This window comes from Glutamicibacter sp. AOP12-B1-11, from assembly GCF_052379245.1.
Taxonomy (GTDB): Bacteria; Actinomycetota; Actinomycetes; order Actinomycetales; family Micrococcaceae; genus Glutamicibacter.
Genome location: NZ_JBQSYL010000020.1, coordinates 46,940 through 63,005 on the forward strand (window position 1 = coordinate 46,940; position 16,066 = coordinate 63,005).

At 60.7% G+C, this 16,066-nt stretch carries 16 protein-coding genes; 4 read left to right on the top strand and 12 right to left on the bottom strand.

Going from position 1 to position 16,066, the window contains the following annotated elements:
- Positions 1-2: 2 nt before the first annotated feature.
- From ACT3UQ_RS12860 to ACT3UQ_RS12900, 9 genes are all read right to left on the bottom strand, one after another.
- Entirely contained in the window at positions 3-476 is a 474-nt protein-coding gene (locus tag ACT3UQ_RS12860; protein ID WP_444637236.1) for a DedA family protein, read from the bottom strand.
- A 42-nt stretch (positions 477-518) separates the two neighbouring features.
- Positions 519-1,775 carry an MFS transporter gene (locus ACT3UQ_RS12865; RefSeq protein ID WP_105552893.1) on the bottom strand — a complete coding sequence of 419 codons (1,257 nt, stop codon included), beginning with the start codon at positions 1,773-1,775 and terminating at the stop codon, positions 519-521.
- Positions 1,772-2,917: an NAD(P)/FAD-dependent oxidoreductase gene (locus ACT3UQ_RS12870; RefSeq protein ID WP_444637239.1), complete on the bottom strand. Its 1,146-nt coding sequence runs from the start codon at positions 2,915-2,917 to the stop codon at positions 1,772-1,774. Before ACT3UQ_RS12870 ends, ACT3UQ_RS12865 begins: the two co-directional genes overlap by 4 nt.
- Positions 2,918-3,235, bottom strand: a complete 318-nt coding sequence (locus tag ACT3UQ_RS12875) for a non-heme iron oxygenase ferredoxin subunit (protein ID WP_105552891.1) — start codon at positions 3,233-3,235, stop codon at positions 2,918-2,920.
- Between the two features lie 174 nt (positions 3,236-3,409).
- Positions 3,410-4,486: an ABC transporter ATP-binding protein gene (locus ACT3UQ_RS12880; RefSeq protein ID WP_444637240.1), complete on the bottom strand. Its 1,077-nt coding sequence runs from the start codon at positions 4,484-4,486 to the stop codon at positions 3,410-3,412.
- Positions 4,483-5,538: an ABC transporter ATP-binding protein gene (locus tag ACT3UQ_RS12885; RefSeq protein ID WP_444637241.1), complete on the bottom strand. Its 1,056-nt coding sequence runs from the start codon at positions 5,536-5,538 to the stop codon at positions 4,483-4,485. Before ACT3UQ_RS12885 ends, ACT3UQ_RS12880 begins: the two co-directional genes overlap by 4 nt.
- 8 nt (positions 5,539-5,546) lie before the next feature.
- Positions 5,547-6,521 (bottom strand): ABC transporter permease, encoded by a 975-nt coding sequence (locus ACT3UQ_RS12890; RefSeq protein ID WP_444637243.1) that lies wholly within the window; start codon positions 6,519-6,521, stop codon positions 5,547-5,549.
- A 9-nt stretch (positions 6,522-6,530) separates the two neighbouring features.
- Positions 6,531-7,565: an ABC transporter permease gene (locus ACT3UQ_RS12895; RefSeq protein WP_444637244.1), complete on the bottom strand. Its 1,035-nt coding sequence runs from the start codon at positions 7,563-7,565 to the stop codon at positions 6,531-6,533.
- 61 nt (positions 7,566-7,626) lie between these two features.
- Positions 7,627-9,210: an ABC transporter substrate-binding protein gene (locus ACT3UQ_RS12900; protein WP_105552886.1), complete on the bottom strand. Its 1,584-nt coding sequence runs from the start codon at positions 9,208-9,210 to the stop codon at positions 7,627-7,629.
- Between the two features lie 269 nt (positions 9,211-9,479).
- Between ACT3UQ_RS12900 and ACT3UQ_RS12905 the strand changes: the two genes are divergently transcribed.
- The 4 genes from ACT3UQ_RS12905 to ACT3UQ_RS12920 all read left to right on the top strand — a co-directional run bounded on the left by ACT3UQ_RS12905 (position 9,480) and on the right by ACT3UQ_RS12920 (position 13,394).
- Positions 9,480-10,472: a 2-hydroxyacid dehydrogenase gene (locus ACT3UQ_RS12905; RefSeq protein ID WP_444637247.1), complete on the top strand. Its 993-nt coding sequence runs from the start codon at positions 9,480-9,482 to the stop codon at positions 10,470-10,472.
- Between the two features lie 131 nt (positions 10,473-10,603).
- Entirely contained in the window at positions 10,604-11,290 is a 687-nt protein-coding gene (locus ACT3UQ_RS12910; RefSeq protein ID WP_105552884.1) for an SDR family oxidoreductase, read from the top strand.
- Between the two features lie 199 nt (positions 11,291-11,489).
- On the top strand, positions 11,490-12,623 hold the full coding sequence (locus ACT3UQ_RS12915; RefSeq protein WP_105552883.1) for an L-talarate/galactarate dehydratase: 1,134 nt from the start codon (positions 11,490-11,492) through the stop codon (positions 12,621-12,623).
- A gap of 60 nt (positions 12,624-12,683) precedes the next feature.
- Complete coding sequence (locus tag ACT3UQ_RS12920) at positions 12,684-13,394, top strand: FadR/GntR family transcriptional regulator (protein WP_308727242.1); 711 nt, start codon at positions 12,684-12,686, stop codon at positions 13,392-13,394.
- A 106-nt stretch (positions 13,395-13,500) separates the two neighbouring features.
- Here the strand turns inward: ACT3UQ_RS12920 and ACT3UQ_RS12925 are convergent, their stop codons facing one another.
- The 3 genes from ACT3UQ_RS12925 to ACT3UQ_RS12935 are packed head-to-tail and all read right to left on the bottom strand — an operon-like array spanning position 13,501 to position 16,021.
- Positions 13,501-13,899: a universal stress protein gene (locus tag ACT3UQ_RS12925; protein WP_105552881.1), complete on the bottom strand. Its 399-nt coding sequence runs from the start codon at positions 13,897-13,899 to the stop codon at positions 13,501-13,503.
- Complete coding sequence (locus ACT3UQ_RS12930) at positions 13,896-15,425, bottom strand: tripartite tricarboxylate transporter permease (protein WP_105650285.1); 1,530 nt, start codon at positions 15,423-15,425, stop codon at positions 13,896-13,898. Before ACT3UQ_RS12930 ends, ACT3UQ_RS12925 begins: the two co-directional genes overlap by 4 nt.
- A gap of 23 nt (positions 15,426-15,448) precedes the next feature.
- On the bottom strand, positions 15,449-16,021 hold the full coding sequence (locus tag ACT3UQ_RS12935) for a tripartite tricarboxylate transporter TctB family protein (protein WP_105552880.1): 573 nt from the start codon (positions 16,019-16,021) through the stop codon (positions 15,449-15,451).
- Between the last annotated feature and the right edge of the window lie 45 nt (positions 16,022-16,066).

Genomic DNA, 16,066 nt, shown 5'->3' on the forward strand with positions numbered 1-16,066 from the left:
GTTCATGATTGATCAGGCATGCTCTCTTCGGAAGCGGCACCTCTGATCCGTTCGGAATTGCGCTTGCGGTAGCGGAGGAAAAAATACACGACCACCGCGATGGCCAACAAGGCAGCAACAATATACGGCCAATCCAGCGAGAGCCAGGCGTAGAACACCGCCATGCCAATGGTCGTGTAAATCAAGGCCCAGGCCAGCGCTCCTACCGTCACCGCAGGCAGGTAGCGCCGTAGCGGCATCCGGCTAGCCCCGGCCGAGGCATTAACCGCAGACTGAATTCCAACGGTGAGGAAGCACAATGGAACCGCAAGCATTCCCCACCGTGCAATGAATCTTTGGGCACGCCGGTACACAATTCCGTGCATGATTCTTTGATACCGGGTGTTCTCCACCCCTCGTGCCACTGCGCGGCCTACCCAATAGGTCGCGTTGCCGCGCAGCATCGCTCCGAAAAAGAAGAATGTGAAAGTCACCATGAAAGGTGCCTCATTCACCAGCCAATCAATTGTCATTTACCGCTACGGGACACTTTTGATCTTCGTGACCAGTACGGCACCTACGAGGCTGATCACCGCGGAGCAGATGAACAAGGTTGAATATCCGCCGAACCAAGTCACCGACAGCCAAGCGACAAGCGGGGCTACGACCTGAGGCAGGGAGTTCGCAATATTGATCATGCCCAGATCCTTGCCCCGTGAGTCTTCATGCGGAAGGACCTGGGTTAGCAGGGCAAAATCCACCGCTAGGTAGGCTCCGAAACCAATGCCCAGCAGTACCGCGGCAATGATTGCGGTGCCAAAGGAAGAGGCAAAAGCCAGCGTGAGGGCAGCAATGGCCACGATGACCGAGGAGATGATTACATACTTCTTGCGCTTCCCATCCCGATCTGACAAGCGTCCAGATATCACCGAGGAGAAGATCACGCAGAAGGCGTAAATGGCGGTCAGCACCAGCACCCCGGTGGCTGGTTCCGGATGATGCAGTTCGTCTTGCAAGAAGAAGAGCAGATATACCAAACATAGTTGGCTGCCCAGATACAGCAGGAATCGAGTCAGCCAGGCCCACCCGAAATCGGTGTACTGCAGGGGGTTGATCCAGAAGCTCTTGATGAATTCCAAGAGTTTCAACGGTTCCAGCGTTCCCTTGGGCAACGGCACGTCCTGGCGCATCAATACGAATGGAATGGCGCAGATCGCCACCGCAGTAGCGACCATGGCATAGCCGAAAACCAGGTTCGAGGCGGCCACCATGCCGATGACCGCACCAATAAGCGAACCACAGGTCTGGCCCAGTGCTACCAGTCCACCGACCAGTCCGCGTTGTTCCACCGGCACCTTATCCGGGATGGCCGCGAAGATCGCGGCCAGTGCCGCGTTGCCGGCTGCCTGCATTAACGCCCAGCCGATTACCAGCATGGTCACCGTCTGCGCGGTGGACATCAAGAGCAATGCCAGCGCGGCAAAAACGGTTCCACACATCACCCACGGGACGCGTCGGCCAAACTTCGAGGTGCTCCGGTCGCTCAAGGCACCGAATAACGGGTTGGCAACCAGCGACACCGCCGCGCCCACACCGGTGACCAGCGAAAGAATGGCGTTTTTCTGGCTGGCGTCCAGCTGTTCGGCGTGCAGGCCAAGCAGCACCTGAATCGGCGCGAAAAATCCGACATTGATGCCGATATGGACAATGACGACCGCGGCTATCCATCCGGCTCCTACGCGCTTCGTCGGAACGCGAAGAGCTTCGGGCAACCGCGAATTACGTTCTGTGATCATGTTCGGTCCTGCCGTCCAAGGTCGCGAGGACCGACCAGTGGGTCTCGTAGTTCTTCAATGCTCGGGGTCACGCCTCGGGCAATAAGTCGTTTAACTGCCTTGGACATCAGCCCGCCATCGACCATTGATGCGGCGATCAGGCTTCCGGACTCGTCCAAACCAAAGAGTACCTGCAGCTGGCCGCGCCGGTTCAACCGCGAAATGGTTCGACTTGCCTTGCCGAAGTCCCCCACCGTTTCGACGTGGCTGTCGTGGCGGTCAGACCAGAACCAGGGAACCGAGTGTGCGGTTGCTTCGGTGCCCATGATGGTTGCGGCAGCAATGGCTGCATCCTCCATGGCGGCTTCCCAGTGCACCGCACGAGGCCGCTGAACCATGCGCGCGGCGTCCCCAATAGCAAGGACCTGCCGCTGACTGGTGGTGCGCAGGGATTCATCGACAACAATCCCGTCGTTGATTTCCAACCCCATATCCGCTGCGAGCGTGGTTTCGGCGGTGACACCGATTGCTGCAACGATGATTTCTGCATCGATCCGCCGACCGGAAACCATCGCGTGCGTCGGACCGAGCTCGGTCACCGCCCCCGTCATCGAGGTAATCCCGCGGCGGGAATGCTCGGCATGCAGCGCCGTTGCCATGTCTGTGCCCAAGACTTTGGACAGCGGAGCCGAAGAGCTGGACACGAGGGTCACCTGCGCTCCGAGCATTTTTGCGGTGGCGGCGAACTCCGCACCGACCAGTCCGGCGCCGATGACGAGGACTCGTTGGCCGAACATTCCATCTTCCAGCATCGACGACAGAAAAACGGCGTCTTCTCCGCTGTGCAGGCTGCGCGCGTATTCTGCGCCTGGCACCTGAAGCTTGTTGGGAGTGGTGCCGGTGGCGAGCACCACCCAATCGTCCGGCTCCGTGGGTACGCTCAGTTCGGTGACCGATTCCTGGACCAGCCCCACACCATGTTCCTCGAACCACGAGAGCGGAACAAAGTGCTCACGCTGCAGCGACTTGCTTAGCGGTGGCCGGTCATAGGGAAGCCCCTCGGGGTCACTGATCTTGATGCTTCCGGAATATCCCTTGTTGACCAATTCGCGCGCAAGGCTAAATCCGGCAACGCCACCGCCGACAATATGAACTGACGGCATTTAGATATCTAGCTCCAAATTCCCGTCAACTACCGCAACCTTGTAGGTGCGCGCGTCATCGGTGGCGGGAAGGCACTGCACCTTTCCGCTCTTCAAATCGAAGGTGGAGGCGTGCAATGGGCATTCAACCTCGCACCCTTCGACCCAACCGTCGGAGAGCGAAGCGATCTCATGGGGGCATTCGTCCTGCAATGCATAAAAATTGCCGTCTGCTGCATGGAAAATCGCAATGTCTTCGCTGGCGCCGCTGTCACTGGCGGGGACCAGCAGAGCGTCTCCTCTGGAAATCTGTTCTGCGGGACCGACTTGGTAGCTCACGATGACTCCTTGTTGTTGAACACGTCTGGAACCATCTTGTCACTTTCGCCCCTCACTCACCTATCTGGCAGGCCACTAAGATGCAATGCAATCTGGCCTGCTACGCGCTGGCTTGCTGGAGGCCGTGACATGCAGCGCCGGCACGGCCTCCAGCAGCGTGCATCGAGTGCCGGTTTAACCTGCAGGAATTAGTCCCGCTTCGGAGGGATCAGCCACAGGAAAGTGGCATTCGGCCACATGCGCTCCGGCGCCCGGTCCGACTCCGGGGATCCCCAAGCTGACTTGACCAGAGTCATTTCTAGTCATCTTTTCTGGCCGCTCTGCGCTGCAAATGGGTTGTGCTTTCCAGCACCGCGTGCGAAAGCGGCACCCCGACGGTGGATCCAGCGGTGATGGCAGCTCGCCTTGCAACACGATTCGCCTGGCCGGACGTTTAGCGGGATCAAGCTTCGGCGACGCGGACATCAACGAGGCGGTGTACGGATGAAGAGGCGCGTCGAAGACCTGCTCGGTGGATCCAGATTCGATGATCCGGCCCAAATACATGACCGCGACCCGGTCGGTGACGTGCCGAACCACCGACAGATCGTGGGAAATGAAGATGTAACTCACGCCCAACTCCTGCTGCAGATCGTTGAGCAGATTGAGCACCTGCGCTTGTACCGAGAGGTCCAGGGCAGAGACCGGCTCGTCAAGGATGATCAGGTCGGGGTCCAAAGCCAGCGCCCGGGCAATCCCAATGCGCTGCCGCTGTCCTCCGGAAAATTCCTGCGGAGACTTGGCGGCATCTGTTGCGCGCAGCCCCACCAGATCCAGCAGTTCATTCAGCCTTCTGTTCTTGGCCGCGGTTCCTCGATACAGGTCCTTGTGTGTTGCAAAGGGCTCCGTAATGATTTGCCCCGCGGTCATGCGGGCATTAAGCGAGGCGAAAGGGTCTTGAAATACCATTTGCACTCGGCGTCGCCAGGTAAGCAATTCCTTGCCCCGCAGGGCGAAGGGGTCCTGCCCTTCAAAGCGCACAGTCCCCGTATCCGGAGTCTCCAGCATCATCAGGGTGCGGGCAAGCGTTGACTTGCCGCACCCCGATTCTCCGACCAGCCCAAGGGTTTCGCCCTGGCGTACATGGAGATTAATGCCGTCCAGGGCCCGTAGCTCTTTGCTTCCGGCGGCCCCGGCCGATACGTGGAAGGTCTTGGACAAGTCCTTGACCTCCAGCACGTTCTCGGGGCTCATACTAGGCGAAGTGCTCATCGGATTTCCTCCTTGACGTTGTTGGCATCATCGTTGCCGGTCTTGGCCGCTGACACCTTTTCGGCGAAGTGGCACGCCGCGCGTTGTCCATCTGCCGTGTCCCGCAGCAGCGGGCGCTCTTGACGGCAGATAGCACTCGCCAGCGGGCAGCGATCCTGATAGACGCACCCGGCAGGAATCTTGGTTAGTTCCGGAGGGCTGCCCGGAATCGAAGACAGCCCTTCGCCGCGCTGCGCATCGGTCGGCACCGACTCGAGCAACCCCTTGGTGTATGGGTGGGTGGGGTGAGAGAACACCTTGTCGACGCTGCCTTGCTCAACGACGTTTCCGGCATACATCACGCACACCTCGTCGGCTTCTTCCGCCACCACCGCGAGGTCGTGGGTAATGAGCACAACCGCCATCTGCTGTTCGGTACGCAATTTACGCAGCAACAACATGATTTGCGCCTGCACCGTCACGTCCAGAGCGGTGGTGGGCTCATCGGCGATCAGCAACTGCGGACTGAGCGCGACGGCCATCGCGATCAGGATGCGCTGGCGCATGCCCCCGGAGAACTGGTGCGGGTAGGAGTTCACTCTGGTTTCGGGTTCCGGTATGCCTACCCGGCGCATCAGGTCGATCGCCTCGGCTTTGGCCTGCTTCTTGCTGGCCCCACGGTGGATGCGGAACGCCTCCCCCAGCTGAGTGCCAATGGTATAGACCGGATTCAGTGCGGTCAGCGCGTCCTGGAAGACGATACCCAGCCCGGGGCCGGCGACCGCCCGGCGCTGTTTCGGATTCATCTGGTTCAGGTCTTGGCCATCGAGTACCGCGGTGCCGCCGGCGACGGAGGCCACCGGGTCGAGCAGCCCGGCAATGGCCTTGGCGGTCATCGATTTCCCGCACCCGGACTCGCCCAGCAGGGCTAGCGTCTGGCCGCGCCGCGCGGCGAAACTCACCTGGCTGACCACTCTCACGGTTCCCTGCGGAGTGCGTATGTCCACGTCGAGTCCGGTGACTTCGAGCACCGTGTCGGTAGGCGGATCTGATTGCGCTGTCGGTTCAAGCATCTCGGTCATCATTTCGCGTCCTTGATTACTGCGGTGAGGTCCTTCTTTGTCTGCTTATCCAGCGTCAATCGCCAGCGTTGGGCCGGATCGGTGGCAATGCGCATCCATGCGGCTAGCACGTTGGCGGCCACCGCGGTGATCACAATGGCAAGCCCCGGAAGGATCGAAAGCCACCAGGCGGTCTGCAGGTACTGGCGTCCTTGGGCGACCATCAGCCCCCAGGAAACGTCTGGTGGCTGGATGCCGATCCCCAGGAATGACAGCGATGATTCGGCGAGCATTACGAAACAGAATTCCAGGGTCGCCAGGGTCAGCAGGGTCGGGGTGACGACCGGGATCACATGCCGCACGATAATCGAGTTGGGTTTGGTTCCGAAGGTCCGCGCCGCGTCCACAAAGGTGCGCGACTGCAGCTCGGCAGATTCGGCCCGTGCGGTACGCATGTAGATCGGGATGCGGGTGATCGCCAGAATTAGCACAATATTTGCAGCCGACGGGCTGAAAACAAAAAGAACAACTACGGCAAGCAGCAACGAGGGAAAGGACATGATGATGTCCGCCAGGCGCATTGAGATATTTTCGCGCCGGCCGCGGTGATAGCCCGCCCAAACTCCCCAGAGCGAACCGAGGACGAGGGCAACGAGCACCGCAGGAACGGCGACCAGCAATGTGGTCTGGGTCGCGACAACCATCCGGGCAAGCATGGAACGGCCCAGCGAATCCGAACCCAGAATATAGGCCCAGCCATTTGCCGGATCAAATGGCGCCTTATTCATGAACATCAGATCTTGTTTGGTGGCCAGTTCACCCATCAGGGATGGCCCGAAAGCCGCAGTCAGCAGGACGAAGCCAAGAATTACCGCGGCTACGGTGGCAAATTTATCGCGCAGCAGCATGCTCAGCATGCTCGGCCGCCCCAGTCGTTGGGCGACCGATGCCTTAACCGTCTTGCCGGGCACCGGCTGATCTTGGATTTGTGTCATGGCTATCCCCTAAGCGTCGAGCACGGCGGTCGCCGCCGAGCCGGTAGTAGTTGGGGTGGTGGGTGCTTTTGGACCGTTTTGCTGTCCACGGTGCTCGACTCGCGCCTTGCGGCGCTTGCGCGCCCCGGCGCTGGGTCGAACCCTCGGATCCAGCAGCGCGTAGCCGATATCGATCAGGATGTTCAGGACAAAGATCGCCACCGCGGTCAGCAGCACACAGGCCTGGAGCACCGCGAAATCCCGTTGCAGAATGGAGTCGATCATCAGCTTGCCAATGCCCGGCCAACCGAAAATGGTCTCCACCACCACCGCGCCATTGACCAGTCCCACCGTCAGGTCACCGGCGACGGTGAGCCCCGGGGCAGCGGCATTGCGCAATGCATGCGCTCCGACCACCCGATATTGGGTTGCGCCCTTGGCGCGCGCCAGCTTGATATACGGTTCAGACAGTGAGGAGACCATGGCTCCGCGGACCACCTGGACCAACGTGCCGAAGGGTCGCATCACCAATGTCGCCACCGGCAGCACCCAGGCCGCCATGCCCACCACCCCGGAGGTAGGAACCCAGCCGAGCGTGATGGCGAACACCCAGATTCCTACGATCGCGAGCCAGAAATCTGGGATGGACGCGGCGGTCATGGACAGGAAGCTGGAGAATCTGTCCAAAATGCCGTTGGGCTTCAGCGCCGCGGCGGAACCCACAATAACCGCCAGCACAATCGCGAGGGCCATCGTGGTGCCGGCCAGCTGCAGCGTTGCGGGGAAAGCCCGCAACGCCATGGCGCCCGCGCTTTCACCGGTGCGCATCGATTCGCCGAAATCCAAACGGAGAATTCCGCCGAAATACTGTGCCATTTGTACCCAGATCGGCTGGTCAAGTCCGTTGCGGACCGCGAAGTCTTCTCGCATGGCCTCGGTGGCATTCAACGGCAGGTAGAGCGCCGCCGGGTTGCCGGTCATCCGGGCCAGTGCGAAAACGCCCACGATGACAACCAGCAACGGCAGGGCCGAGGAGATGATCCTTTTACGCAGATAGGTGAGCATGTGACCGTGTACCTTCAGTAATTTTCGTCATTATCTGTTCCACTTCAACAGCATCGGATGCTTACTTCGCGGTGACTTCGGCCAAGCGCAGCTCGTCACCCGAGGATGAGTTCGGTTCGTAGCTCACGGTCCCGGCAATGCCGAGCATGCCCGTCTGATGCGCAATATGGGCGAATTGCACGACCTCGTCATTCTGGTACTGGAAGACCTTTTCGAAGGCCGCCTGGCGGTCCTCGCCGGTGGCGGCATCCGCCGTGTCGATGAGTTCATCCAGCTCCGGGGTTCCGAAGGCCGACTGGGCTCCCTTGGATGTCATGTACTGGTCAACGGTGAAGGCTGCGTCACCGGCTTGGTTCCCGTGCTGGGTCATCAGCATGATGGCGCCGTCCTCGTCCGTGGGGAACGGCCGGACCTGGTAAGTCAGATGCTGGCTGGTCTCAAGCATCTTCAGATTCACGTTGAGCCCCGCCTGGGAAAGCTGCTCCTGGATGACTTGCCCCAATTCCTCGATCTTCGGGAACTGTGCGGTGCGCACAATCATGTTGATCTGCGCCGAGGTTTCCACGCCGTCGTCCTTTGCCTCTGCGACCAAGGACTTGGCTTTTTCGGGGTTGTACTCCCAAACCGGCAGGGATTCGCTGTGCCCCACGACGCCTTCGGGCACGAGTTGGGCCGCGGCCTTGTCGCGCCCGCCGTAGAGCGAGGCGACGATGGCTTCCTTGTCGATGGCATAGTTCACCGCCTGGCGGATCCGGATGTCATCAAACGGTGCCTTGTCCGCGTGCATGCGCAAAGCGACGGTCTCATTGTTCGGATAGGAGACGCCTAGATCCCCGATGCTGTCTTCGGGGCTCAGCCCGGTGGCGATGTCGGCTTCCCCGGAGGTGATCATGGCAGCTCGCACGCTTCCCTCGGAGCGCCACTGGTAGTTCGCCTTGGCAAAGGCCGGGGCCTCGCCCCAGTACTCGGCAAAAGCCGAGGCATCGATGCTTTGACCGGCATTCCACGCATCGAGCTTATACGGACCGGTTCCGATGGGTTCGCGTACCTTTTCCGTGGTCGAAGTTTCCGCGGGGACGACTTCGAGGAAGGACAAGCGCAGCGGCAGGATCGGGTCCGCTTTCAAGGCGGTGACCTCCACCGTGTTGTCATCCACTGCCTTGACGTCCAAGTCATCGTCGCCAAAGACATAGCCTTCAACATTGCAGCCCAAATCCGAGTTGACGGCGCGGTTTATGGTCGCCGCGGCATCTTCTGCGGTGAAGTCCGATCCGTCGTGGAATTTCACACCTTCGCGAAGCTTCAGCGTCCAGGTGGTGTCGTCCTCGCTGGACCATTCGGTGGCGAGTTTCGGTTCGAGTTCTCCGGTGGAGGGATTGCGTTCGATCAACGGCTCGGTGATGGTCGAACGGACCACCACGCCGGTGCTCGTCAGATTCGATTCGCAGGCCTCAAGCGTGGGAGGCTCCTGCTGCAGCACGATCCGGAGGGTGTCGCCGGCAACGGCCGCCTGCGAGCCGCTGGTGGAATCTTCGGAATTGGCCACCGAGCAACCTGCCAGCGCCGTGGTGCTCAGCAGGGCGCCGGCGGCCACTGCCATGGAGATGCGCCGAGCTCGTGGTGCGGTGTGCGGGGAGTTAGTCATCGTTGTTTCCTTCGACGTACGAGTGCGGGTGCGGCCAGTGCGAAAAACTAGCCTTGTTCGTACCAAAGTTTTGACTGCAGCCGGTGGCCGGTCAAGGGATGACCGGCCCGCGTCATGGCCAAAGAGAAGGATCACTGGTGCCTACCGGCAAGTATCAAATGTGACATGCGCTACATTTCGCGCCTGAATCCTCACTGATACCGTAAGGGCATAGATCTATCCAATCTGCGTGTTGGACTTGAATCGTTGAAAGTTCCTACGATGCAGTTATGCCCACAGATACCAGCGCGTCCGCATCGCGCAACACCACCGCAATCACCGGGAACGCCATCGTGCGCGTCGGCCCGGTGAACCCCACCGTCGCGAAGGCCCTTGCCGAAGAATTCGATTCGCTGATCCTTCCCGCGGCCGGCGCCGAGCGCGACACTTTCCTTCAAGTGCACGCGGATGCGATCCGCATCGCCGTATGCTCGGGCAAGATCGGCGTCGATACCGAACTGATGAGCCGCTTGCCCAATCTGGAAGCGGTTATCAATTTCGGCGTGGGCTACGATGCCACCGACTTCTCCCAGGCCGCACAGCGCAACATCCCGATCAGCAACACTCCAGAGGTTCTCACCGACTGCGTGGCGGATACCGCGCTGGGCTTGTACTTGAGCACGCTTCGCTCATTGTGTGCAGCCGAGCGATTTGTCCGCAATGGAACGTGGGGCAAGGGAGAGAATTTCCCGCTGGCCACCAGGGCCAGCGGCAAACGCGTGGGCATCCTCGGCCTTGGCCGAATCGGGCAGGCAATCGCCACACGCTTGGAGGCATTTGGGTGTGAAATCCACTATCATAACCGTTCGCAAAAGCCCGGCGTTTCCTATACCTTCCACGGCTCCGCAGCCGAGCTCGCCGCGGCCACCGATGTCTTGATCGTCGCGGCGGCAGGCGGCCCGGAATCGGCCAATCTGGTGGACGGCGAGGTCCTGTCGAAAGTTGGAACGCAAGGCTTCCTGATCAATATTGCGCGCGGCAGCGTGGTGGACGAAGCAGCGCTTGTCCATGCCCTGCAAAATGGCCTGATTGCGGGCGCAGGGTTGGACGTCTTCGCCAAGGAACCGACCGTCCCGCAAGCGCTGCTTGCGCTGGATAACGTTGTGCTGCTGCCGCACCTGGGCAGCGGAACGCACGAGACGCGCGCAGATATGGCGGCGATGACCTTGGATAACCTGCGTTCCTATCTGGCAGACGGTTCGCTCGTCACCCCAATCTCCTGACGCGGCCTGCTTTCCAGCGCTCCGGCGGCACCGCGTGAGAAGAGTGGAAGACTCAAACTGCTGAGGCTGGAATATCGCAGCACGACTTCGCGTTGTGCCTAAGACGACAACCGAGGAGAAATGAGCAGAATATGGCCGAAACAAATCGAGTAGTCATTCTTGGCGGACACGGGAAGATCGCCCTTCTCGCGGCGCCCAAACTTGCACGTCAGGGACTGGAAGTCGAGTCCGTGATCCGCAATCCGGACCATGCAGAAGAAATCACCGCGCTTGGCGCGACTCCGGTCGTGCTCGACATCGAGCAGGCCGACGTGGACAGCCTCGCTCGGCAGTTTGCCGGCGCCAAGGCCGTTGTTTTCTCCGCCGGAGCCGGCGGCGGCAATCCCGAACGCACCCTTGCGGTGGACTACCAGGCTGCCGTGCGCACCATGCAGGCAGCGCAGCAGGCTGGAGTGAAGCGCTTTGTGATGGTTTCATACTCACGCGCTGCGGTGGACGTGGACACCCTCGATCCGGAAGATTCGTTCTTCGGCTACGCTAAGGCCAAGCACGACGCAGATGAGTATCTGCGCGGCACCGATCTGGACTACACGATCCTCGGACCGGGCGCCTTGACCCTCGACTCGTCCACCGGGCAAATCGTCCTGGCCGACGCAGAAGGCAAGATCCAGGGTCGCGCCGTGCTGGATGGGAAATCCAACACCTCTAGAGAGAACGTCGCCGAGGTCATCACGCACGTGCTGGCCAAGGATGCGGCGACTCGCCGAACGGTTAATTTCTACGATGGGTCCACCCCGATCGCTGAAGCCATCGGCTAGACCAAGCCTCCCCTCCACGAAAGACCGCTCGGATGCTCCGGGCGGTCTTTCACTTTAATCTTGGTGATTGCGGTCGGCACCGCGGCAGATCTGGTTGCAGAATCCCAGCAGAACCACTTGTGTCACAACTCCTTAACTTATAATATAAGTTACATGCAGGGCCCGCGCAGGGCACTTTCCCAATAGGAGTTCAAAACTCATGAGCTACACACCAGATGCCATTCGCCACGTCAAGCTTTCTACCGCACGGCTTCCCCTGGCCACACCGATCTCGGATGCCAAGGTCTTCACCGGACGCCAGAAGCCGATGACCGAAGTGGTCTTCCTCTTCGCGGAAATCACCACCGAGCAGGGCCACGAGGGCCTTGGCTTCTCCTACTCCAAGCGAGCCGGCGGCCCCGCGCAGTACGCACACGCCAAGGAAGTCGCACAGACCATGATCGGCGAGGACCCCAACGACATCGCCAAGCTCTACACCAAGCTGCTGTGGGCCGGCGCCTCGGTGGGTCGTTCGGGTGTCGCCACCCAGGCACTGGCGGCCTTGGACATCGCGCTCTACGACCTGAAGTCCAAGCGCGCGGGGCTGCCGCTGGCCAAGTTCCTAGGCGCGCACCGCGATTCGGTCCGCACCTACAACACCTCCGGTGGATTCCTGAACGCAAGCATCGAAGAGGTCAAGGACCGTGCGACTCAATCCATTGCCGAGGGTATCGGCGGCATCAAGATCAAGGTCGGGCTGCCCGACAGCGCCGAAGACCTGCGCCGCGTCGCTGCCGTGCGTGAGCACATCGGGGCGGACTTCCCGCTGATGGTGGATGCAAATCAGCAGTGGGACCGCGCCACTGCCCTGCGCATGGGCCGCAAGCTCGAAGCATTCGACCTGGTGTGGATCGAAGAGCCATTGGACGCCTATGACGCCGAGGGGCATGCGGCGCTGACCGCCGCACTGGATACCCCCATCGCCACCGGCGAGATGCTTGCCTCGGTGGCCGAACACGAGCGCCTGATCTCCGCCCGTGCGTGCGACATCATTCAGCCCGACGCTCCACGCGTCGGCGGCATCACCCAGTTCCTGCGTCTGGCGACGCTAGCCGATCAGGCTGGACTGGATCTGGCACCGCACTTCGCCATGGAAATCCACCTGCATCTGGCAGCCGCCTACCCACGCGAACCGTGGGTGGAGCATTTCGACTGGTTGGATCCGCTGTTCAATGAACGCCTCGAGACCAAAGACGGCCGCATGATCGTGCCGAACCGCCCGGGTCTGGGATTCAGCTTCAGCGACCAGGCACGCGCCTGGACCACCGAAACTGTGGAATTCGGCCGGGCCTAAAGAAACCGCAATAAGCGCCGGGACATCTCATCGAGGTGCCCCGGCGCTTATTCTTGACCTATGGAGAGCATGAAACCGAATCTGACCACCACCCTGGTCCAGCACCTTCGTGAGCGGATCAGCTCCGGGGCAATCGCCCCCGGCGACAAGCTTCCCAGCGAGAATACGCTGATTGCCGACCACGGCGTCTCGCGCACCGTGGTCCGCGAGGCCATCACCCGGCTGCAAGCCGAGGGGCTGGTGCATACGCGCCGTGGCGCAGGCAGTTTCGCGCTGACTCCCCCGGCAGAGGATGCCTCGGCCCAGGCACGCGTGCCGCGTACCCTGGCCGAACGCCGTCAGCTGATCGAGTTCCGCATGGGCTTTGAATCCGAAGCGGCGGCAAATGCCGCAAGCCGCTCTGCCTCAGCGAATCTCACGGACATGGATTCGGCGCTGGCCGCTTTCCGCGCCGCCGGCCCCAACGCCGCCCAGGCCATGAGCTGTGACTACGAATTCCATCTGGCGGTCGCTCGCGCCAGCGCGAACCCATACTTCGTGCAAGCGGTAGAGCTCTTCGGTCCGGCAATGATCGCCATGCCACGCCAGCGCTTCTCGATCCCCGACGGCAAGCTTGCCCCGCGCCTGGAACGCGTCGCTGAGGAACACGAAGCAATCCGAGCGGCCATTGCCTCCGGAAACCAGTTGTCCGCCAGCGCCGCCATGCGCATGCACCTCGCGAACTCGTTGCATCGGCTGGACCTTGAATCTGGAATTTCCGAGGGCAACTAGCAGGCATCTGGGCAGCCTCGACGCTGCCTGCCACAGCATCAAAGCCGCAGCTATCCCGGATTTTCGGGATAGCTGCGGCCTTGAATTATCTACTGAGAAGCGCTTGCTACGTTTGCTCCACCTTCACCGCAAGCACCGGGTGTTGGGCCTGGAGCAAGATGCGTTGCGCTTGGGAACCCATGATGAACTTCCCCACCTGCGAACGCTGGCGAAGCCCAATGACGATCAGTGACACCTGGTGCTCGTCCGCCAGTCCCAGGAACTCTTCGGTGAGATCGTCACGGTAGGTCGATTCGAGCACCCGAGCCTCGATTCCCGCCTGTGCGGCGGATTCCAGGACCCTGGCCAGATCTTCCGGCGATGCGGTGTTCTTGTCAACCAAAGAACCATCACGTGAGGAATTGACGATCAGCAGCTCCTCCTGGCGCAGCTTCGATTCTTTGATTGCCGCGGCTACCGCGGCCTCTCCGACATTGCTGGGAACGTATCCGACGATGATACTCATGCGTTTTCCTTTTCCTTCGCGACCGCGGCGGCTAGCGAGCCGTTTTTGCGCCTATCGATAGCTGACTTAATCATTGGCCATACAGCAACAAAGATGAACAGAGCCAGCAGCGTTGCAGAGATTGGACGGGTGAAGAACCCCGTGGGATCTCCTTCCAGCACCAGCAGGGAGCGGCGCAGGTTGGATTCCAGCAGGCTGCCCAGGACGAAGGCCAATACCAGTGGGCCTGGTTCAAAGCCGAACTTCTTCATCAGGTAGCCAAGCGCGCCAAAGAGCACCACCAGCAGCACGTCGAACATCGAGTTTCGGATCGTGTAGGCCCCCAGCAGGGTGATCAATGCGGTAATCGGAGCGAGGATCGCCGCACGGATGCGCAGGATCCTGACGAACACCCCGATCAGGGGAATGGACATGATCAGCAGCAGGATATTGCCGATGTACATCGAATTCACCACGCCCCAGAACAGTTCTGGGTCGTTGCTAATCAGCTGCGGACCGGGGGTCACGCCCTGGATCAATAGCGCACCGAAAATAATCGCCATGGTCGCGTTGGCTGGGATGCCCAAGGTGAGCAAAGGTATGAAGGAACTGGTCGCCGCGGCGTTATTTGCCGATTCTGGACCGGCAACGCCTTCGATGGCTCCCTTGCCAAATCGTGAGGGGTCCTTCGCGGTTTTCTTTTCCATGGCGTACGAGGCAAGCGAAGAAATAGTCGCGCCGCCACCTGGCAGAATCCCCAGGAAGAATCCGAGCACCGAACCGCGGCCGATAGCTCCCGAAGCCTCTTTGATGTCTTTGGCCTTGGGCCAGACATTTGAGACCTTCATCGGAGCCGTGGCGGCGCGGTGGCGTTCTTCAAGGTTGTAGAGGATCTCACCGACGCCGAAGAGTCCCATGGCGATGGGCACGAAGTCGATGCCGTCTGCCAGCGACAGGTTTCCGAACGTGAAACGTTCGGCGCCGGTGAATCCATCACGTCCAACGGTGGCCAGGAACAGGCCAACCGCGGCGGCGATGATCGCCTTGATTTTCGTGCCACCAGAGATGGTGGCAACCAGCAGGATGCCGAGCATTGCCAGCGCGGTATATTCCGGTGGTCCGAAATCCAACGCAAAACTGGCAACCAGAGGGGCCAGGAAGGTCAGCCCGATAATGGAGACCGTGGCGCCAAAGAAGGAACCGATGGCCGCGATACCCAGGGCGGTACCAGCCCGGCCTTGTTTGGCCATGACATATCCGTCAAAGACGGTGACCACGCTGCTTGCTTCACCGGGCAGGCGAAGCAGTACCGAGGTGATGGTGCCACCGTACTGGGCACCGTAGAAAATTCCTGCGAGCATAATGATCGCGGTGACCGGCTCGACGCCGTAGGTCATCGGCAGCAGGATCGCGATCGTCGCGGCGGGGCCGAGGCCCGGCAGCACGCCGATGAGCATACCGACGACGACACCGAGCAGGCAGTAAAGAAGGTTAGTGGGGTCCAAGACGACGGTGAAGCCGTCCATGACCGGTCCGAAGAATTCCATGCGCATATACCTTTACTTGCGACTTAAAACAGTCGGGGAATGGTGGTGCCGAGGGCGGCGATGAAGATCGCGTAGAAGGCGGCGACAATCAAAATCGAGTAGATCGTGGCAGACCTCCAGCGTTCACCACCCAACCAGCGCATCCAGACGAAGCACAACAACAGTGCCGGAACTTCAAAGCCAATCAGCGGCATCAGCACCACCATCAGGATCAGCGTTCCGAAACCAATGGCTGCATACCAGCTCATGCCACTGAATTTCTCGCCGTCCTTGCCTCCGGAGCGTCCGACAATGATCTGTGCAATTGCCATCACACCGGCAATCAGCGTGACGATAAATGGCCACATGCCGGCCGCTGGCGCCGCCGGGGTCCCCAGCCCCAACCCGATGGACAGCGCCAGTCCGGCGATGCTCAGCGCGAGAACCACCAAGGACGAAACCAGGTTTGCGATAGGTCCAGCTGGTTCCGGAGCTTCGGCTTCCCATTGGGCTGCCAGCTCTTCGGGTGTCAGATCGTCAAGCTCGACACCCTCCGCCGGAGCCTGCGGGGCAGCCGGCTCAATAGGCCGAGCTTCTTCAGCCTTTTTCGCGTCCATAACTTTCATCCTTTGGTACTCACTTTCGGGTTGGGACCAGTAGCT